This is a genomic window from Duganella sp. Root198D2, from assembly GCF_001428585.1.
Classification (GTDB): Bacteria; Pseudomonadota; Gammaproteobacteria; order Burkholderiales; family Burkholderiaceae_D; genus Rugamonas.
This window is the reverse complement of sequence record NZ_LMIC01000012.1, coordinates 326,409-346,354: the sequence shown is the minus strand read 5'-3', so window position 1 is coordinate 346,354 and position 19,946 is coordinate 326,409. Positions and strand designations below refer to the sequence as shown.

Genomic DNA, 19,946 nt, shown 5'->3' with positions numbered 1-19,946 from the left:
AAACGCCGCATTGGAAGAGCACGCTGAGTCTGAAAAATGCGGAATCGGCGTTCGTCCTTACCGATTGATGTCTGAAAAATGTATGATTCGTACCCAACTTGTCTGAAAACCTGCGAATTGGGGCCAGGGGTCCTTTCTCCAACATTTCAAATCCCTATATGGACTAGTTCATGGAAATTACAGAGCAACAGAAGAGGCAAGCCTTCTTCGATGAAATCGTGAACTACCAGTTCATCCGAGAGGATGGGCGTTTGGTGCTAGAGCCGTTTTGCGTATATTTGTCGCATTGCTTTGGATTCGACGGCATCCTTGAGATATCTCCTAAGCCGAGAGAAATTTATATGCTTTTGATTGAAATCATCCGAGAGCGGCTCGGCGAAGTCGAAGCCTCGGAGAAAATTCAGACCCAAGGCATTAAGGACTGGAGGCCTGAACTGGCTTACATCTTTCCCGAGCGGCAGATGACTTGCATTCACGTTGGCGCTCTGGTCTTGGTCTCACATGACTGGATTTACGGAATCGGCCACACGCTTATGGGAATTCCTGAGCCTGCGACGCCGAGGAAGTATTTCGCTTGGGCTAAGGAAGAATGGCTGGCCGTTCACACCTTCATTAATGGGTATCACAACGCTTTCATGTCGTTTCAGAAACAGTTCGACCGGGATAGCATTCAGAAAAATGGCTTCTCGATGTTCGAAGCATTGCATCTCGCATACAAGAAAGATATCGACTTCGATAGCGCTGTGAGCGTTCTAAAGGCTCGACATGACTCGTATTTATCTGCACTGGGTCAAGTTTCAAAAGCACTCAACGATGGCTACTACCTTGAGGCAATTGCACTCGAAGAGTGCTTGATTAGTAACTGCCTCTTTAATTTCCTGGACGCTAAAGGTACGAAGCTATCGGGTCCAACGTTCTACGCCCTGCTCAAGGAGCTCGATGCAGAGCATTCGTCTGCCTATGAGTTTCCAAGTGAACTGCTTCGGGGCCTTGACGCGTGGCGGAAGGAACGTAACAACGCAATCCATGGATTTGTCTCGGCCCACAGTCAAGAGTTGAACAACTCAAGAGCCAATTTTTCCGGCGCAACTCAAATAACCGCAGTAAGAGGTCTGGAGCTGTGCAACGCCGTAGTCTCCTGGTATGAGGTCGAATGCGTTAACTTCATCCGCCATGAATTCCCGAGTGAGAGCCGCAGGACTGTCCACTGAAGCAATCGAGCTTCGTTGAATCTGATAAATCAGCGCCTCTTCCCAGATTCAAATGAACCGTAAAGTACTGGCGACCAGCGCCCTTTGGGCTGAGCCGCAGGCTTCCGTGCTCGTCGTCTGGAGTATTTAATCTCGGACTTAATGCGCTTGCAAAGTTCACTGTAGATTTCCACCTTTTTCCGGGCTTCTTCACACTCGGGCTTTAGAGCTCGCGTCTGGAGCCATTTGCGCAATTCAGCAAGGAGCTCTCGCTCCTTGGCTTTCATTCGCCGCACTCGCTCTTCGTGGGTAATCAGGCTTTCATTCATGTCGCACGCAGTTCCTTCGGCACTTCACAATCGGATTCTCCTCCCGCTCCACCATGCTGTCTCTTAGGGGACGCGCCTGTCAACGCTAGGCCACCGCACGCTCACGAATTAGGTTCAGAACATCGACGATTTGCGAAACTCGAGTCGCCGGGAAAATACCGAGCGGTCCTTGCGCGTTAAGGTCCGTGAACGGTGATTCGAACAACCTGTCCGCATCCATGGTGCCGTTTTGAGTCAATTCCTGGACGATAAGATTCACGAATTCGATTTGGTCCGGAGTCACGGTTGTGCCGTTGATGAACTCGCTGAATTCATGCATAGCGGCCTCTCGGTCGAGCCCCACCAATGAGCGAATGAAGATACCCAAACCATGACTCTGCTCTCTGGCCTCGTCGATTTGTGATTTAGTGCCACCAGCCTCGACAAGCATCTTTTCCAGTTCAATCAAGTCCGTCTTCGTCAATGGCTGGTTTCGTCGCAACCGCTGCAGCGAAAGATGAGATTCATGCGCCTTCAAGAACTGTCTTGCCTTCTCGCGAAACTTGCCCATATTCAGTCCGGCGGTCACCTGCGGCAAGTCAATGGTGGCAGCTTCCCCCAATTCATCCTCAAAATCAGTGTAGACAATCTTCTTTTGTCCTTTCGGGATGAGTTTGACCAAAGAACGCAACCGTCGTCGGGCAATCTCCAGCATCGGCACTGTCACGTCCTGCCACCAGTCGTCGCTGACTACCGATTGAATCAGCACCATTTCCGCTTTGATAGCAGGAATGGCCATCTGCTCTTCTAATGCGCTCGCGATGGTTTGAATTTTTTCTCTTAGACTTGCAAAGTCAGGTTTTGCCTGAAGCACAGCAAGCTGCGTACGAAGCATTAGCATATCGAAGCGCTTTGCTTCCTCATCGTCGTCCATCAACTCGGACGGTAGTCCTGCGACTCTGCTGACCAGCTCGTGAAATTCTTCCTGGCCAAGTACATTCCAAGAATTGGCGTCCGCGAATCTCTCAACTGCTTTGCGCTGGGGGCGCACGACGAAATTATCCAAGTTCATCGCCGCCACTCTCGCGTGCAACATAGCCGCCACATCACGACGAAGTTGAGCCTCGGTTAAGGTGTCACCATACTGCGCTTCTTCATCGTCAATTTGCACTCCCGCCTTTAGTTTGGTATCGAGTTCTGCAATGACGTCCAATCTGGCTTTGAACAGACGCGTACTAAGTGGCTCAGACGATGCGCCTTCGGCGAAGTCCGGGTTTTGAGCGAAAAACTCAAGGTTCTGGCAGAAGTCAAAGATATAAAAATTCTGTTTGTCTTCACCTGGGCCAAAGAGGTCTTTGCAGAGACGGGTTCCTCGCCCAACCATTTGCCAGAATTTGGTCTTCGACCGCACAACCTTGAAGAAAACAAGATTGACTACCTCTGGAACATCGACACCGGTGTCAAGCATGTCCACCGAGATAGCAATGTGCGGCATCTTCTCCTTTTTCGAAAAGTCGTCGATGAGACTTTGTGCGTACTCTGTCTTGTACGTCACAACCCGCGCAAAATGGCCTTTGTACTGCGGAAAATTGACATTGAATCGCTCGGCAATAAAATCCGCATGGTCATTATTCTTGGCGAATACAATGGTCTTGCCAAGTCTATCCCCTCCAGCCACCTTGTGGCCCTTGGTCATAAGCAGCTCAAGAGCCTTGTCCACAGTGTCAATGTTGAACAGCCACTGATTCAACTCCGCTGCGTCAACTTCATCCGGAACGGTACCTTCCTCATTCCACTCCAGGGCGTCCCACTGCTCCTTTTCGTCTTCGCTCAAGTCGCTGTACTTGATTCCCTCCCGCTGAAATTTCAGGGGTACCGAGATTGGGACCGGCGGCACCAGATGCCGGTCAGCGACAGCTTCATCGAGGCCATAAGCATCGGTTGGCACTCCGGATTCAAGGTCAAAGAGGCCATACGTATTCCGGTCAATTTCGTCTTTTGGAGTGGCGGTAAGTCCTACAAGTAATGAATCGAAGTAGTCGAAAATTGCCCGGTATTTTTGATAGACGGAGCGATGAGCCTCGTCGATGACAATCAGGTCAAAGTGGCCAACGCCAAATCTGCGCTGCCCATCTTGAGCTTCGTCGATGAGGCCCATCATAGTTGGGTAGGTTGAAACGTAGACCCGCCCTTCTGTGTGTTTGTCGGTGACCAGATTGACTGGCGCCGCATCCGGTAGGTGCGCCTTGAAGGCATTAACTGCTTGATTGACCAAGGCCACCCGGTCAGCAAGGAACAGAATGCGTTTTGCCCAATTGCTTCGCATGAGGACATCGGCCAATGCAATGACGGTTCTGGTCTTCCCGGACCCTGTAGCCATAACCAACAAGGACTTCCGCTGGTTATCGACTTCGAATGTGGCGCCGACTCGCCGAACTGCTCTGGTCTGGTAATACCGCTCGATGATGCTGCTGTCGATGGTGGTCTCGGCAAGCTTCTTGCGGCTGCTTCGACGCTGGACAAGCAGTTCTAGCTCAGGCTTCTTGTAGAAGCCTTGTACTGGGCGCGGCGGATAGGACACATCATCCCAAATCCAATGTTCATAGCCGTTCGAGTAGAAGATGATGGGGCGTTGCGCGTACATCTTTTCCAAGCAGTCAGCGTACAGTTTTGCCTGCTGCTGTCCCACCTTGGGGCTGCGTGTAGTTCGCTTCGCTTCAACCAACATTAGAGGCTTTCCGTCGTCTCCCCACAAAACGTAGTCCACGTAGCCTGTGTTTTCGCCGTTGGGCATACCGGTCACTTCGATTTCGAAGTTCTTAGCTGGGTCAAGTGTCCACCCAGCCTCACGCAGCAGGAGGTCGATGTATGCCTTTCTGGTGTCGGCTTCCGAGTAGTCGTGGGTGTCAGGCTCGGCCGCATTCGCCAGCTTTGCTTTGGCGACCTCGTCCCGCAGACGCTGCAACTCGGCATCCAGGTCTGCTCTCTCATTACGAAGCACGTGAAGGGCTTCGTTCTTCTCCGCCAATTCGTCTGCGAGCTTTTGTAGCTGGCCCTGTGTCAGCGCTGCTGCCGGGGATGCATTTGGAATTAGGCCGATAGAGAAGTTCAGGCCGGGGGCCGGGCGCGAGGTGCGACCGTAGTTTCGTGCCAGCCAAAAGCAAAAATGGAACAGTTCGCGAGTGGCGCTGACAGCATCTGATTCCAGTACCTTCTTGTTGCTGTGTACGGCCATGTTGCCAAGGTCTTTGATGAGTCTGGCCTTGGTGAAGAGCGCGTCACCGACTGCTTTGCGAAAGGTGGGTTCAAAAATAAAGGCGTTCAAGTTGTCCTGATAGGGCACCTTGAACGCCTTGTCATGAGCGTAAAGCCAAGCGACCGCAAGCTCCAATCCTCGCCGGGCATAGAAGCAGGCAGTGCGTGGGTCACCGAAAACAGCCTGCTCGGCACGGTGCGCAGCTTCGTGCACTGTGCCCCATTCAGGCTGTAGAAACGCGAAGTTGCTCATGTCTGGATTAGCCCCTACTCTTAGTTGGTGCGCAATTCATCATTTTCATGGCGCACAAATTCTGGGACGTTGGAACCCTTGAGTTCACCCCGGAATGCTCGATGTTGGAGCACTGAAAAAAGTGCGTCCATTCTTTTCAGCGCTTCTAGTTGCCTATCCCTCAGCGAGTTCAACGCCTCGACCCTGCAAACGAATTTGCGCTGAAGTTCGATTGGCGGTATTGGCAATCTAAGCGAGTTCATTTCTTTGGTGTTGATGTTGTACTGCACAGCAGTCCGGCGTGTCGCCTTTAAAAATAACGAGCGCCCTCCGGGCGTCATCCACAAATGACGGACGAACTCAGGAGATGCGCGCTCGGGATTAAACCGCAAGCGCATCAGATGGGAGTCAAAAGCCCATTTTCTCCCAGCGGGAGTTGCGACTACGGCCTTTCCAAGGTGCTCTTGAGAAGCAATTGCTCGTGCCAACAATAAGTCCCCGTCTTTTACACTGTGTCGTTCGATGGTATTTGGGGGGAGATTGACGTACTTCTGGTCTGACAAGTCAAGGCGCCAGTCTTGAATGTTTGCGACCCTCAGGGAGAGCCAGTTGCCGCCATCAGGAGTTGGCGGAATCATTGTTCCAAATATTGGCGATGTTTCGAAGAGCGCGGCCATTTCAATTTCGGCCCACCTCTTCGGATTCGTCACTGGGTCACCAAACATTTCCACGAAAATCGACTGTGCCAGACAATCCAACTGAGCCAAGGCTTCCCGTCGCTTGGCACGCAAGGCGTCAGCTTTGTCGAGAATCGCTGCAATGCGGTGTTGCTCTGAGATTGGTGGAAGGGGGGCCTCGTAACGCCAGAACTCACTCATAACCATTCGCGGCATCTTGGCGCCAGCAACCACGGTGTTCGCGAAATTCAGGAATTCTGCCGACCTGAGGTAATAGGCGAGATATGGGGCATAGACCTTTTCCGGGTCACCTCTCAGCGGGACAAGTTCAGTCGTCGCAAAGCCATCGCTGTCAGCGACAACCACTTTGTTCAGGTATGGCCTAAGCTTCGAGTAGAGAACCGTTCCAGCTTCAAAGGCATAGGTTGATGGCCCCAATTCGTCTACTGTGGTCATTATTCGTTCCAGAACCCGTCCCGAACCTGATTCAATCTGGTCGAGATTGAGGTTCCACACCTGACTATTCGTAGGTGCTATACGCTTCTGCCGCCCTTCGAGTATGAGGTTGGCAAGAGGGATGCGAGGAATTTCCATTACTTCAACATCCCTTCAAGTTCGCGCATCCCGGCTTGAATCTCTACTTCGAGCACTTTTAGCTTTGCAAGAATCTCCAGCGGAGTTTCGTGCTCGACCGCCTCATGCACTACTTCTTTGTAGCGGTTTATGGACAAGTCATAGCCTTGCGCTGCAATGTCGGCCTTGGGCACGCTGAAGCTTTGAGCGGTGCGCGAACGCTCCCGCTCAGTTGCATCACGGCTCAACCACCGCGCCAGCACGTCGGGCAAATTGTTCTTGTGATGTTCTGAATCCGTCAGCTTGGCCTTGGGGTAGACCCCCAGCTTTTCCTCGGCGAGTAACGGTTGACGCTTATCGTCCAACGACCAGCCGTCAGCCTCCATGTCATAGAACCATACATTGTCGGTGCCGCCAGAATTCGTCTTTGTGAACAGCAGGATGGCAGTCGAAACGCCCGCATAAGGTTTGAAGGCACCAGCGGGCAGAGAGATGACGCCATCCAGCTTCTGGTCTTCGACAAGGGTCCTACGCAGTTCTTTGTGGGCCTTGGACGAGCCAAACAGCACCCCATCTGGCACTATGACCGCAGCACGGCCGCCGGGCTTCAGCAAACGAAGGAAAAGTGCCAAGAACAGCAGTTCGGTCTTCTTGGTCTTTACGATGGACAGCAGGTCTTTGGCCGTGTTCTCGTAATCCAGCGAGCCCGCAAACGGCGGGTTCGCCAGAATCAGCGAATATTTCTCTTCGTCGCCAGCGTGGTCTTGGGCCAGCGAATCCTTATAGCTAATGTCTGGGTTGTCCACGCCATGCAGCGCCATGTTCATAGAACCAATGCGGAGCATAGTGTTATCGAAGTCGTGGCCATGGAACATCCCGTGGTGGAAGTGTTCACGGGCCGCAGCATCATTCAAGAAGTCAGGGTGCTTCTCGCGCAGGTATTCACCAGCCGCCACCAAGAAGCCGCAAGTGCCGCTGGCCGGGTCGCAGATGATGTCCTTAGGCGTCGGCGCCGTAAGGGCCACCATCAACTGAATGATGTGCCGAGGCGTGCGGAACTGGCCGTTCTGACCTGCGCTGGCGATTTTACCCAGCATGTACTCGTACAGGTCGCCCTTTGTGTCCCGGTCTTCCATCGGTACGTGGTCGAGCATATCGACCACTTTTGCCAGCAAGCCAGCCGTAGGAATGGTGAACCGTGCATCCTTCATGTGGTGCGAGTAGGTCGAGCCGTCACCGCCCATGCTGCGCAGGAATGGGAAGACATGCTCCGCCACCACTATGTGCATCTCGGCCGGAGCGAAGTTCTTGAACCGTGACCAGCGAAGGTCATCATATTTGCGGCCCTTTGGGTCTGAACCTTCTGGGAAGATGCGATTCGCCATCGGGCGTTTCAGCATCAACGCTTTGCCTTCTTCGAGGGTATGGGAATCGTCAAGCCTGCGGATGAACAGCAGGTAAGTAATTTGCTCCATCACCTCCAGCGGATTTGAGATGCCGCCCGACCAGAACGAATCCCAGATGGCATTAATTTGGCTGCGAAGTTCGCCTGTAAGCATTACATTTCCTAGAGTTGATGAATTTGGCGCTGCATTTTACCAATTTGAAACGCCTGCAGCCTCATATGGACTGCTCGCACTATCCCTCAACTTCAATTCTCTTCCCACCTGCGACGCAGAGTCTTAATTAGCGCATCACCACGAAGCGCGCGGCCATCAGGGCCGCAAAGCGCAACGGACCCTTCTGGAAGTCCAAACAAGTTTTCTATCGTCTGCCGAATCTTTGCAACGCTTGCATCCGACCGTGCGGCATTCATTCGCGCGCGCCTGCGGTTGCCATTCGACGAGGGCGAATTATCAGCATCTCCGTTAGATTCGCTCTCGCCTAAGGTTGCGAGGAAATCATCAAATAGCGGACCATCAATTTCATCCTCGTCCTTGCCAAAATCGTCATCGACTACCGCGTCGGTCCCGGCGACATCCTTCACTGGCTCCTGGTCAACCGAGAACCAGGTAACTGCGTCTTCGACTTGCCACAAACGCCCATCCTCAACGTGATAAGTCGCCTGTCCCTCGTATGGAGAGATGTAGTCGCTGTATCTGGACTTAACATTAATGAGCTGAGAGAAGGCGGCACCAAGCGCCTTAAGTGCTTTGATATCACCGGCCACAATGAGAAATTCCGACCAACCTTGCTCAAAGAAGTTGACGCTCATGGTTCCGTATGAATACACGGTAGCCACGCACTTGGGATGCGTTTTAGCAAATTCAGCAAGGGACTTTGAAACTACAACGCCAAGATTAATCCCTTGAGCATCAAGGCTCTCCGCCTGAACCTCCAACGTGGGCTTCGCTTCTCGCCCCTTGACGAACTTCAGCTCGATAATTGACTTCTTTTGAATTCCCTGCATGTGCATTCCCTTCTAAAGGTGAGGAAAGACTTCAGTTGGCGGCTTCGAGGGGTTGAATCAACTTGCCTTCCCAACGAATCAAATGGTATTTCACGCCTTCAGTCGCTTCCTTGAACACTGTGTCCGATTCGTCGAACGAAGCCGCCACAATGCTTTTGCACCTCGTACTTCAATTCTTTAGCATCCGAAATTGCTTCCGATTTGATGACGTACGAGTCACTGCTCAGCGCTACGCGCAGCGGCGCATTCTCTACGAAGTCTGATGGTTCAATTTGTTCGGTTCCACAATTCCAAATCAATACTTCAAGTGCGTAGACGCCGCGGTGTGTCCGGCCCTCCTCGTCTACGATTTTCAAAGGAAAGTCATCAGGGAGTTCAGTGACTATTCCCTGCATTGTGATTCGCGAGCGGAGGTTCCTCTTCGGTAAGTCAGGCTTCTTGCCGACGAGTGCGCCGGCCAAACGAAGAAGCCCGCCTACGATGGGGAGTGAATGGCTGATTGGTTCTGACATACTCCGTGCAATCAATCAAAAATTTCCTCGATGAGCTCGTCGATTGCTTTACCGTCGATGCCACCGCGTGCGTCATCCATTGTTACCACCAAGGAGGCTCGTTCACCGCCACCTTCCGAGAGTAACTGGACACCGTTTTGTCGATACCATTCCAACTTCTTTTCCCATCGTTCGGCGTAACCCGCATCGGCAAGCATGCCGCAATGTTCCCATAGAATGGTCCTGCCCAGTGATTGGTCCTCGATTGTAAAGTCCGGTAGGCGGTATCCCTTCCCATCAATTCCATAGAAGCGAACCTCGTAGGCGGCATCAATGTCGTGTGAGGCGAGCGCATCGTCGATGATAACCTCAGACTTTGACCGGAGTAATGTCCCTCGCCTCGACCTATGAATCAACTTCTCATCAAGCCACTTCCCACCCACCTGCACTGGCGCGGGAAGAAGTTCAGGGGCTTCTTTTTCGAACAAGTTCGTGAAGCGAGCCGGAATGACGGCGTTGTCGTCGGTAGCCAATTGCTGTAAGTCAGCCAATTCGCCCTGATGCAGAATGATTACCCGACGCTTCTGACGCGTCAAGGCCGTGTAGAGCATCTCGCGACTAATGAGCCGACTCTTCTTCGGAAGCACAAGAATCGTGGTTTCAAACTCGCTCCCCTGCGCTTTGTGAACAGTGACGGCAAAAGCTAACTCGAGCGACGGACCTTTATCCGTGTCGAAATCGGACTTCCAAAAGTTATAAACGAATCCCTGCTGTGAAGAAAACTCGACCTTGGTCCTCCAGGGTTCGTAAGCAGAACCACTTGCAGCCACCTCACCCTCAACAACGCCAATTTCACCGTTAGCGATATACTGAAGTGCGTCTTCAATGGGATTCACAAATTTGCGCTTGTGGTTTCGAACGTTGATAACCTTATCACCGTAGACTATTTCCTCCCCCCCCCTGGGTGGCGTAGTTCTAGCGCCGCCACGGCGGCCGTTGTTAGCCCAGGAAATCGCATCCTTGCGGAAGGTACGATGCAACAAGCGATTGATGTCCTTGGCCCCAAAGACGTCGTTGCGTAGCGGTGTCAGCACCTGCCAGTCGTCGACTCGTGAGGCAGCACCAAGTTCGAAGCGTACGTAGTCGTTCTTCGCGACACCGCCATAGCTGAGGGCAAACCCTTGCTGGTCGTCGAGCCCCTTCAGGTCCAGTTCCTTGCACAAGCAGTCCAATATCGTTGTGCGCAGTTCTTCAACCGAATCCCAGCGATGAGTCATCAGCCGGCCGGTCGTGTCCCCCGTGCCGCCGAGTATAGACCAAACCTCGTCTTCACCTGGAGCTAATGGACGCCCACTGAACCAGTTTGCCAATTGTAGGTCGAGAGGGAAGCTGTCCGTTTCGCCAGAGGCCTTATGGCGGCGTTGGATGGTCAACTCCGCGTATCCTCTCCCAACTCGTGGGAACTGGCCACCGGTCTTGGGAGTGAGATGGGTCACCGCGTCAACGAATGGCTTGCCGGCGCCAATTGGCGGCAACTGTCTTGGGTCACCCACCAGGATAATTCGTTCAACGGTCCCTTTGATAGCATCGAAAAGTGCCGACAACATGTCCTCAGTGAGCATTGAGGCTTCATCAACGATGACGGTCTTGCAACCATCATAGGGAGAACCTGCGACCCTCTTGTAGATTCCTGTTCTACTATCGAAACGCCCACCGCATGCCAACAGGAATTGAGCGAGGGTCAATGCGTCCTGCCCGGATTTTTGACTTAACTGCACGCGGGCTTTCCCCGTTGGCGCAAGAAGGAGCACCCCTCTTTTGGCGATATCTTCATGCTCACATAGCGCTTTGAGTACCGTGGTCTTTCCGGCACCAGCCGGACCAATCAGAATGGAAAAACGAGATGACGCCAGCTCAGCTAGCGCTGCAGCTTTTTCATCTCGCGCACGTATTTCGTCATTGTCAGCTTCATTGAGTTCCGGCAGAAGCTTATCCAGCCGAAGTCTCCAGTCGTTTTGAATTTCAAAGCGCTTGCCTATCAGCGCCCGATTGTGAATCTCTTTCGAGAGCATCTTCTTAGAGGCGACATAACGCTGAAGCTGTAGCGCTGGCTTCCCGCCCTTGAGCGCAACCCGGAAAACTTCGATTGGAAAGAAAGCAGCGACCGCCTCAATCACGTCCTCCGAAACAGGACAAGGTGGCTCTAGTCTCGCACTTCGGATACCGAGGATTACCATCTCCTCGGGCAGCATTGTATGGCCGCCAGCTTCTGCCGCGTGCTCAAGCTGTCCAATCACTTGTGCTCGGATTCGACGTTTGTCCAACGCACCGGACATGCGCGAGGGTTCTGGCAGTGGATGCTTCAGGGCCACTACTTCTGCAGGATACGCCCCGCGGTCTATGGTCTCGAGAGTCACACGGTCGAGTGTATGCTCATCAGATGCAGGGGAAGAGAATCTGTCACCCTCGTAGATGACGTAAGGGTTTTCGAGCAACTGCTCATCGAGGTAGTCCAGGCCAGATGCACTTCGAACAGCGGAAACGAAAAACCGGTCTGCTTGTTCGTTCGTTAGTGCAAATCTCGCCAATAGCTTGAGAAGCTCCAGCCTCTTTGGCTTCAAGTTTTTCCACACCGCTGTGAGGTCACTTGTCACTATCGCTCGAAGCGTTGCAGGCAGAGACGTCGGATTTCTCATGACCTTGTCCACGAGGGGCCAAGGGTCCTCGTTGTCGCCCAACTGCTCAGCCAGGTGCAGTGCTAGGAAATTTCCGTGCTGAGTACCTAAGGCAGTCAACGCGGCGCCAAGCCCTGGGTAAGCGCCTCGCAAACTCCACAATTCTGATATGCGGGAATCAATCCATCGAAGCGCCTTCAGAATTGCATCGTTATTCACGAGAACCGCCCCCGCTGCTTCAAGAGCATGTTTGCACTCTAGAAGTGCGGAGATAGCACCGTCGTGGCTCACGTGCTCCGCCGCGTATGAAAATTCTGCCGTTAGTCCTTCTGGCGAAAACGCCAGGCACTTATCCCAGTCAACGACAGCACCGAGCTCCTGCGCTGCGACCAGGTCCGCGTACGGCAGCAGGAAACCATCACCGTCACTCGGCCGAATCGAATGTTCAATGGTCACGTCCCAAACATAGGAAGTATCAGCATCAGCATCGCGGTCTTCTCGTTCGTATTGAAGTGGTTTACCTACTCGCTTGACGCGGCCGACACCAACGATGACCCGGCGCGCATCATCCGAAAAAGGCGTTTGTTTGGCGTAAAAGAAACACAACGAGTCCTCAGGTTTGATTGCGGAGAAAAAGCCATCAAGCATCGCGCGTTGATTCCGGCCATTCTGAATCCACCCGCTGTTGACCAACCAATCGGGCTCTTTAGGTTCGCGCGCAGGGTCAAAATCGAGATGCCACGACGCAGAGAACGCATCTGCGTGCTCGCGACGCATCCATTTGAACGGGATACATGTAGCTGAGAACGCAGGCTGTTGTAGAGTCATCGCCTTAAGGTCGCGATGGTCTGGTGTAGCGCTTCTCTTGTAAGGGTGGATGAAATCTCTGCGCAGCGCAAATGGGGCCATGAACGAAACGCGCTCACGCACACATGGCGGCAATTCCGACGCAGCAAGTTCATCGAAGCGACATCCGGCCACACACACTTCGGCGTCGTCCATCTTCTTTGCCGCAATTTCAGGAAGAGCGATGCACGCTGCATTTTCGCGCGGCTTTTTACACACTGTCCCACGCCACTGGTCATCGTGCCATGGAACCCGGATGGATAAATGGTTTATGAAAGCCATGCTTTTCCCTTTTCTAGTTTTTCTCTTACTCATGCCCAAGCATTGCAGTCCCCTCTTGGGCGTCGCTACTGTGCACGACAACGTGCGCTTAAGCAATGCGAATAATAGAAATGCGTTTCGCGTTTCGCTTGTCTCATAGTCGACACGGCCATTTTTGCGATGAGGCTGCGCGCCACGGCTGCCTGGAATTTTTGCTTAAGAGTTTATTGGTCACAGCGACCGACTTGAAACGCAGCTCTTGAGCAAGTCCTCCTGCATCCTACGATGGCTGGTTGGAGGCATCGCGGGACGACAACATTGTGCTGTAAGTTTTCTTCATGGCATCTAATGTTGAAAATTAGGGTAGACTATATACCATGGTTTGCGGCCCGGAAATTGACGTAATTATTGTGCCAAATAGCATTCGTGCTGCGGGTAGGACGCTTTTCCAACGCGGTAGTGCGGCAAATCGCCCAAAGCCTTGGCTTAATGGAGGAAATCACAAAGTGTGGCATGACAACGAAACGAGTGTTGACTACGTAAATTTCCGACTTGTCGCAAAAGCCTGCGCCGAGCTTATCCGCAATTCTGGCGAGGAGCCGGTCTCCATTGGTATTTCCGGTGGATGGGGCGTCGGAAAGTCGTCACTGGTTCGAATGATTGAATCAGAGTTCGAATCTGAACAAGAAAAGTACGTTGTTGTGACTTTCAATCCTTGGCTGTACCAAGGATTCGAGGATGCGAGAACCGCGCTTTTACAAATTGTCGGCGATGCGGTGCTCAAGCAGGCGAAGTCATCGGCGACCCTGCTCGACAAGGCTGAAGGGTTTCTCAAGCGTATAAACCTGCTACGTCTTGCTCAACTCGGCGGCGAGGTTGCCGCGACCTTAGTCACGGGTGTACCAGTTGGGGTGATTGGCAAGTCCCTCTCCGCTGTCGCTGACGCCATCGGTAATGAATCGATTTCTGACGGACTCTCTGCGGCGAAAGAGCTTCCTGCCTCCGCAAAAGGGCTCCTAAACGAGGCCAAGCCTGTATCGCTGCCGCAGGAAATTCAAGCTCTTAGGAAATCGCTTGAGGAACTGCTTAAAGAGTTAGATATAACGCTCATCGTCTTCGTCGATGACTTGGACCGCTGTTTACCCAAGACGACCATCGCAACGTTAGAAGCCATTCGGCTGCTGCTTTTCCTTCGTCGCAGTGCCTTTGTGCTCGCCGCAGATGATACGTTCATTCGCGGGGCAGTACGGGTACATTTCGCCGGCACTGGAATCAGCGACGATATAGCAACCAACTACTTCGACAAGCTCATCCAGATTCCCTTGCGCGTGCCCCGGCTAGGCGCAAATGAAACCAAGGCCTACATTGCTCTATTGTTCTTGGAACGGGCACTCCGGGCCGGGAAGCTTCAGACCGACGCTTTTGGCCTGGCCAAGCAGCGCGTAGAAGAGCGGCTCCGAGAAACGTGGAAAGACAAACATGTTGACTTAGCATTCTTGGAGAGTCTTGCTCCAAACGGCAATGCCGAGCTCGCGGCTATGATGGGGCTGTCCGAGCGACTTGCGCCTTTGCTTTTAAGCTCTAGCGCCGTTCAGTCAAATCCCCGGCTTATCAAACGATTCCTCAACACTATCTTCCTGCGGAAAGCGCTCGCTACACCACAAGGAATTGACATTGATGTTTCCGTGTTAGCCAAGTGGCATCTGCTCGAGAGATGCGAAGAGGACCTGGCAAACGCCATTGGTGAAATGGTCTCTTCGGTGAACGATGGCCGAGTGCAAACGCTCAAACAAGCCGAGGACGCCGCCAAGGAAAAGGGTAGCCGGCTTCCTGAGGCTTTCGGAGAAAAGCCATTTGTACGCGAATGGCTACAACTTGCGCCCCCATTAGGCGACTACGATATGCGCGCATTGCTTCATTTGAGCCGCGATAGCACAGTGCGCGATTACGGTACCGACGACCTCAGTGCAGAGGGCAAACTGCTGCGCGATAGCCTGGTTGCTGCACGCTCGCAAAGCGAGGCCCTTGACGACAAAATCCGTACCGCTGGCGAGCGACAAGCGGCTCTCGCGATGGCGCGGGCATGGGAACAAAAGCGGCCTGCTCGCACATGGCAGAAAGCTGAGGAGTTGTATGTCCTCACCGAAGTATGTCGTATCTTCCCTAGCGCCGGTCCTCGTGCCGCCGCACTTTTAGGTGAGGCGCCGGTTGCACAGTTAGCACCTGGATTAGTGTTTCATCTCAAGTCGTCAGTATGGGCGGCAGAGTCCCTAAGTAAGTGGTTGGCTGACCCTAATACACCCACCCAAATTAAAAAGGTCATCCAGCAGGAGCAGAATTAATGGGTACATCAACCTCTAGCGCCGGCGCCGGCGCGGGAAGTCCTTTCGACCCACCTTGGCTTGATAGTGCTGGGGAATCTATCGATGACAGTCACTCAGATACAGTGCTTCCACCACCAGGCGACGACGATGATGGCGGTGATGGGGACGGCCAATCGACAGATAACGTTGATGGAGACACATCCCAATCAAATGGAGGTGAGGAAGCCAGCGCCAACAACGCGCCCAGCGGGCGCTATAAAGAAGCTAGAACCAGTATGGGTCGCTTTATGCGTACAGGTGACCGTTCCGACGCTGCACGAGCGATGGGAAGCTTTGTACGGAAAGGGCTAGGTGGCGCATCCAAAGCAGCAAGTCGGATGAGAACTAGTTCACAAGCCGCAGCCGCGTTGGGTGGATTCCTGACTCGGGTTCGCGATGCGACAGACCCGTCAATTAATGACTGGGTAACATCTGCCCGTGCCCGCGGACTTTCCGCTCAGGACGCAGCACTCGAGGTTATCAATCAGATTGTTCCCACCGGTGGCAGCGTTGATGAAGAGTCCGCAAAGCACGCGATGAATCAAGCGATTATCCACCTGTACGAAGTCGACCCCAATACTGATATTTTCGCACTGACGAACGAGCAAATCTCGGCCCTGATGGGGTACACGCTCGCTTTTGATGTCTACAATCGTGTCCAGCTGGAGTTAGGCCGGGTCTTTGAAAAGTTGAAGTTCTCAGCACAGGTGGTCCAAGACAGGCTTGGACAAGTTCAAGATTACATTCTGGTCGTTGTGAAGGACGCAATGCAGAAGGTTCGAAATACTGGCCAACCACGCTCCGTTCGCGATATCTCGAACTCCACCCTCCGCAAAGCTCTAGAAATCTTCGGTGCCCAATGAAAGTTCTCTGTTCCGCTCTGACCTCGCTGCCAGCATCAATTCCTGATGATGTAAAGGCTTTTACGTTCTTCGAACGTAGCAGTAATCCTGACGTAGGCGGAATTGGTAACGGTTGGGTCCGACAACTCGAACGTGCCGGCTTCGCCCCTGCAGTGGCGACATGGGACTTCGTGCTGTTTGCGTTTGCCGTTTGCGCTGCCGATTTTGTAATCCTCCGCAAGGACACTGCGGACGCATGGACACGCGAGCTCGAATTAGAGATAACGCTTAATGACCCCACAACTTGGAATCAACATGCAGCCAAACTTGAGCAGATGCTGCGGACTCTGACTGGCGACTTCTGGACACTTAGATTTACTAACGGAGGACCGCCGCCGCCGGCTGGCAATCGGGTGCTGTGCGACCGCGACTGTGTTGCCCTTCTATCCGGCGGATTGGACAGCCTGGTAGGCGGAATCGACGCGGTGGCCCAAGGTAAACGGCCAATCTTCGTATCCCAACTGGCACATGAAGACTCTGAGAGACAAGTGGCATACGCGGAGATGCTGGGCGGCGCAGAATGGCATCAGCAGTGGAGCCATCGCATCGATTTTAAGGGACCTCAAGAACCATCCACACGTGGGCGTTCAATGGGCTTCTACGGTTTGGCAGTACTCTCTGCCTCCTTGCTATCAGTTCCGCAGGTGGAAATCATTGTTCCCGAGAATGGTTTCATCAGTGTGAACCCGCCGCTCCTCCCAGGGCGAATGGCCAGCCTCAGCACGCGGACAACACATCCGTTATTCATGCAGCAGTTGCAAGCCGCGCTCCCGCTGCTTGGGGTTGATGTGCGACTAACAATGCCGTATCAGTTCAAAACAAAAGGTGAAATGCTTGCGGAGTGCGCCGACCAAGATACTTTGGCACAGTACGCATCTCACACCACGAGCTGTGGCCGCTACAGGACTTACAACCGCACTCACTGCGGTCGTTGTGTTCCATGTATGGTACGGAAGGCTGCATTCCTTCGGTGGAGACCGTCGTCCGATAAGACTATATATCGCTTTGGGAACGTCGCAAATGCCGGCAAGACAAGTGCAGATGACCCGATGGCGGTAGCGGTGGCAGTCCTTACTGCCCGCAGTGGTGGTATAGATAAACTGCTTGGTGCGACGCTCTCATTCGCATCGTCAAACGAGCGTGCCAGCTACCGACGTATGCTTGAAGGCGGACTAGGCGAGCTCGCTGCGCTTCTTGAACGGGATGGCCTTCTATGATGGACTTTCATTGCCACCTTGACCTGTACCCCGACGGGCGAGAAGTATACGCTAAGGCTCAGAAAACAATGGACTTTGTCTGGCTAGTGACAACGAGTCCACGCGGGTATGCTGCGACCTCAAAAGTTTTGCGGCAAACCGAATCGATTGTCGTATCGCCAGGGCTACACCCCGAGGTGGCGGCCCAAAAGGCGCCAGAGCTCGAGCTGCTGCTTCATCAGATGGCTGACTCTGTAGCAATTGGCGAAGTTGGCCTCGACGGCTCTGCAAGATACCGACAGAGTTTCGACCTACAAATGCAGATTTTCTCCGCCGTTGTGGAGCGGTCTCAGTCTTTGGGCGGAAGAATTCTTAGCATTCACTCGCGCGCTGCGGCACGAGATGTTTTAGACATCCTTGAACGGTTCCCTGGATTTGGCACTGCTGTGCTGCATTGGTTCACGGATTCTGCCCCGTTGCTGAGTAGGGCCGTTAGCATGGGCTGTTGGTTTAGTGTTGGCCCGGCGATGCTCGCTTCCGCTAATGGAAGAAAGCTTGTCGCCATGATGCCAATGGACAGAGTCGTACCGGAAAGCGATGGTCCCTTCGCGAAAATCTCTGGCAATCCAATAATGCCTTGGGAGGCATCAGGTGTGGCACAGCAGTTATCTTCGGTTTGGTGTTTGCCAGCCGCCACCGTCAGCGCAGAGTTGCTTAGGAATGGACAGGTTCTACGCTCAAATCTCGTAAGCCCGGCGGTTCGAATTCGGTAACGCGAACGGAGGGACTTGAAATACGGCTCGCACAGAAAGATAAATTGAAAGCGGAAAGCACGTCGGTGTAGTAATGTTGCTCACTTGACGAATTTCGGTATGGTGCAATGCGGCTATGAAACGCCACATAAATTGGTCAAAACCGAGCAAATGCGCCAATATATGAGTCATGGCAAAGACCCCACTTGCTACATTCCCTACTGCTCTTAAGCAACTTGCAGGCCTGGGTGAAAGGCTTCGTCTTGCGCGGCGCCGGCGCAAATTTACTGCAATGCTATTCGCGGAAAGAATGGGGATATCCCGTGAAACTTTGCGGCGCCTAGAAAAAGGTGACCCATCCATTGCTATCGGTACATACCTTCGTGCCTTGCGCGTGCTGGGCCTCGATAAGGACATTGATGCTGTCGCGAGCGATGATGAGTTGGGGCGCAAACTGCAGGACATTGAATTGCTTCGTAGCTGAAGCTGCTGCAGCTAGTTCATAGTTAGGACGACGACCGAAAAGGATGTTCCGTCGACTGCGCCGCTCAGCACCCGTCTTCGTTCTAAGCGGCATTATCCAAAAATATCTTCAAAAGGAATAACTATCCAAATTCGGATAACGCGGTATAACGCCAAAAAGAGAATGTGTATTGATGCTATTGCACGTGACGATGTGCTTGGTCGCAAGCTGCACGAACTCCTGTAGGGTAAGAATTCGGCTCAACAAGACAATGGAATAGTTGGATGCTGAGTGATAGCGCTGGACCATAGGGCGCGCCCATTTCTTTGAGAGTGATGTCACCTTCGGCGCAACATAGCACTGGGTGCTCGAGGCCGTACATCGGACTAAAGGTCGTGATGCGGACCCTACCTAGACGTTGAATCACATTTCGGGACCGCTTTTATTTCCCGTCGGCTGTTTTCGTCGTTGGTGGGGGTACTTTGGGATTTTAAAAGCGTTCCCGGATTGACAAATGTCTATAATTTTCAATCGGTTAGACATTCTTGGTCAAAGCAAAGGAACGCTACTATTTACCGCCCGCATTGAAACAATAAAGTCGGTCGGTAAACAATAAAGTTGGTCGGGCGGCTGGCGGTGCCATACCGGCAGTGCGCCTTCCAAAATTATGGGAATTCAGGGTGATCTTTTCATTTGCGCGGCAAGGCGAAAACGGAAATGTGGAGATTCACGCTTTTCCCGCAGAACTGGCCGAACGAGTCAGAAGTTCAGTCTCGACGCTCGCATATGGTCAGATGCACACACCATCGGACACCGTGATTTCAGTTCACTTGGACGGGGAGCTCCTGAGCATCCCTTATCGTGTGTATTACGACAAGGGGCAACTGGCTAATGGCATGAATCGCCCAGGCGAAGCGGCCTTAATTGCGCTTTGTCTGGGGACACGTCACTACGATGGTCATGTGCGCGAGCAATGCGTCCGCCGCCTCTTGGAAGTTGAAGAGCGGTGGGCTGCGCCGTATGTAGTACAGTTGAATCGTCTGCATCGCCTCACGCATAGGCCCTCGACTCGGCCATAGCAATCAGCTCGCCAGGAGTTCTTGGTCAGTCATCGTATCGAGATATGAGCCGGGCCGCACACCGCCGAGTGCCGGCAGCGGACTGTTAAGCCAGGCCTCCAGCCACTTTGTTGAATCGAAGCTTGTCGCTCCGCTCCTTGCGACCATTGCTTCCACCCGGCCAATCAAGGACATTAAGCCGATCACACGCTCACTCGGCGCAGTCCAATGCGTCCTAAGCTTACTTGAAACGCGGTTTCACGTGGACAGTGCCGGCTTAGAACCGCGCGTCTT

At 53.1% G+C, this 19,946-nt stretch carries 13 protein-coding genes; 6 read left to right on the top strand and 7 right to left on the bottom strand.

Features of this window, described 5'->3' with window-relative positions; translation table 11 throughout:
• Nucleotides 1–170 precede the first annotated feature (170 nt).
• The gene (locus tag ASE26_RS14080; protein ID WP_057246432.1) at nucleotides 171–1,211 is read left to right on the top strand and encodes a hypothetical protein; all 1,041 of its coding nucleotides are present in this window, start codon (nucleotides 171–173) and stop codon (nucleotides 1,209–1,211) included.
• A gap of 393 nt (nucleotides 1,212–1,604) precedes the next feature.
• On the opposite strand, the gene ASE26_RS14075 is transcribed toward ASE26_RS14080, so the two are convergent.
• The 6 genes from ASE26_RS14075 to ASE26_RS31545 form a co-directional block, all read right to left on the bottom strand.
• Nucleotides 1,605–5,006, bottom strand: coding sequence for a DEAD/DEAH box helicase family protein (locus ASE26_RS14075; RefSeq protein ID WP_057246431.1), 3,402 nt, complete (start codon nucleotides 5,004–5,006; stop codon nucleotides 1,605–1,607).
• 20 nt (nucleotides 5,007–5,026) lie between these two features.
• On the bottom strand, nucleotides 5,027–6,256 hold the full coding sequence (locus tag ASE26_RS14070; RefSeq protein ID WP_057246430.1) for a restriction endonuclease subunit S: 1,230 nt from the start codon (nucleotides 6,254–6,256) through the stop codon (nucleotides 5,027–5,029).
• Nucleotides 6,256–7,794 (bottom strand): class I SAM-dependent DNA methyltransferase, encoded by a 1,539-nt coding sequence (locus tag ASE26_RS14065; RefSeq protein WP_057246429.1) that lies wholly within the window; start codon nucleotides 7,792–7,794, stop codon nucleotides 6,256–6,258. The genes ASE26_RS14070 and ASE26_RS14065 overlap by 1 nt, the downstream gene beginning before the upstream one ends.
• Nucleotides 7,795–7,886: 92 nt before the next feature.
• Nucleotides 7,887–8,645: a hypothetical protein gene (locus ASE26_RS14060; protein ID WP_200960814.1), complete on the bottom strand. Its 759-nt coding sequence runs from the start codon at nucleotides 8,643–8,645 to the stop codon at nucleotides 7,887–7,889.
• A 98-nt stretch (nucleotides 8,646–8,743) separates the two neighbouring features.
• Nucleotides 8,744–9,157, bottom strand: coding sequence for a hypothetical protein (locus ASE26_RS30625; RefSeq protein ID WP_156409937.1), 414 nt, complete (start codon nucleotides 9,155–9,157; stop codon nucleotides 8,744–8,746).
• 11 nt (nucleotides 9,158–9,168) lie between these two features.
• The gene (locus tag ASE26_RS31545; RefSeq protein WP_162259173.1) at nucleotides 9,169–12,939 is read right to left on the bottom strand and encodes an ATP-dependent RecD-like DNA helicase; all 3,771 of its coding nucleotides are present in this window, start codon (nucleotides 12,937–12,939) and stop codon (nucleotides 9,169–9,171) included.
• Nucleotides 12,940–13,424: 485 nt separating this feature from the next.
• Here ASE26_RS31545 and ASE26_RS14050 point away from each other — a divergent pair, with 485 nt between their 5' ends.
• The 5 genes from ASE26_RS14050 to ASE26_RS14030 all read left to right on the top strand — a co-directional run bounded on the left by ASE26_RS14050 (nucleotide 13,425) and on the right by ASE26_RS14030 (nucleotide 18,615).
• Nucleotides 13,425–15,260, top strand: coding sequence for a P-loop NTPase fold protein (locus tag ASE26_RS14050; RefSeq protein ID WP_057246426.1), 1,836 nt, complete (start codon nucleotides 13,425–13,427; stop codon nucleotides 15,258–15,260).
• Complete coding sequence (gene qatB / locus ASE26_RS14045; protein WP_057246425.1) at nucleotides 15,260–16,144, top strand: Qat anti-phage system associated protein QatB; 885 nt, start codon at nucleotides 15,260–15,262, stop codon at nucleotides 16,142–16,144. The genes ASE26_RS14050 and qatB overlap by 1 nt, the downstream gene beginning before the upstream one ends.
• Nucleotides 16,141–17,400 (top strand): Qat anti-phage system QueC-like protein QatC, encoded by a 1,260-nt coding sequence (gene qatC, locus ASE26_RS14040; protein ID WP_057246424.1) that lies wholly within the window; start codon nucleotides 16,141–16,143, stop codon nucleotides 17,398–17,400. The genes qatB and qatC overlap by 4 nt, the downstream gene beginning before the upstream one ends.
• Nucleotides 17,397–18,152 (top strand): Qat anti-phage system TatD family nuclease QatD, encoded by a 756-nt coding sequence (gene qatD, locus ASE26_RS14035; RefSeq protein ID WP_057246423.1) that lies wholly within the window; start codon nucleotides 17,397–17,399, stop codon nucleotides 18,150–18,152. The genes qatC and qatD overlap by 4 nt, the downstream gene beginning before the upstream one ends.
• Before the next feature lie 169 nt (nucleotides 18,153–18,321).
• Entirely contained in the window at nucleotides 18,322–18,615 is a 294-nt protein-coding gene (locus tag ASE26_RS14030; protein WP_057246422.1) for a helix-turn-helix domain-containing protein, read from the top strand.
• Nucleotides 18,616–19,676: 1,061 nt separating this feature from the next.
• On the opposite strand, the gene ASE26_RS32050 is transcribed toward ASE26_RS14030, so the two are convergent.
• Nucleotides 19,677–19,820 (bottom strand): MbcA/ParS/Xre antitoxin family protein, encoded by a 144-nt coding sequence (locus ASE26_RS32050; protein WP_373922110.1) that lies wholly within the window; start codon nucleotides 19,818–19,820, stop codon nucleotides 19,677–19,679.
• Nucleotides 19,821–19,946 lie beyond the last annotated feature (126 nt).

Coding starts and splice junctions, on each gene's coding strand:
- ASE26_RS14070 (WP_057246430.1), bottom strand. CDS start 6,256: ATGGAAATTCCTCGCATCCCTCTTGCCAACCTCATACTCGAAGGGCGG.
- ASE26_RS14060 (WP_200960814.1), bottom strand. CDS start 8,645: ATGCAGGGAATTCAAAAGAAGTCAATTATCGAGCTGAAGTTCGTCAAG.
- ASE26_RS32050 (WP_373922110.1), bottom strand. CDS start 19,820: ATGGTCGCAAGGAGCGGAGCGACAAGCTTCGATTCAACAAAGTGGCTG.
- ASE26_RS14030 (WP_057246422.1), top strand. CDS start 18,322: ATGGCAAAGACCCCACTTGCTACATTCCCTACTGCTCTTAAGCAACTT.
- ASE26_RS31545 (WP_162259173.1), bottom strand. CDS start 12,939: ATGGCTTTCATAAACCATTTATCCATCCGGGTTCCATGGCACGATGAC.
- qatB (WP_057246425.1), top strand. CDS start 15,260: ATGGGTACATCAACCTCTAGCGCCGGCGCCGGCGCGGGAAGTCCTTTC.
- ASE26_RS14080 (WP_057246432.1), top strand. CDS start 171: ATGGAAATTACAGAGCAACAGAAGAGGCAAGCCTTCTTCGATGAAATC.
- qatC (WP_057246424.1), top strand. CDS start 16,141: ATGAAAGTTCTCTGTTCCGCTCTGACCTCGCTGCCAGCATCAATTCCT.
- ASE26_RS14075 (WP_057246431.1), bottom strand. CDS start 5,006: ATGAGCAACTTCGCGTTTCTACAGCCTGAATGGGGCACAGTGCACGAA.
- qatD (WP_057246423.1), top strand. CDS start 17,397: ATGATGGACTTTCATTGCCACCTTGACCTGTACCCCGACGGGCGAGAA.
- ASE26_RS30625 (WP_156409937.1), bottom strand. CDS start 9,157: ATGTCAGAACCAATCAGCCATTCACTCCCCATCGTAGGCGGGCTTCTT.
- ASE26_RS14065 (WP_057246429.1), bottom strand. CDS start 7,794: ATGCTTACAGGCGAACTTCGCAGCCAAATTAATGCCATCTGGGATTCG.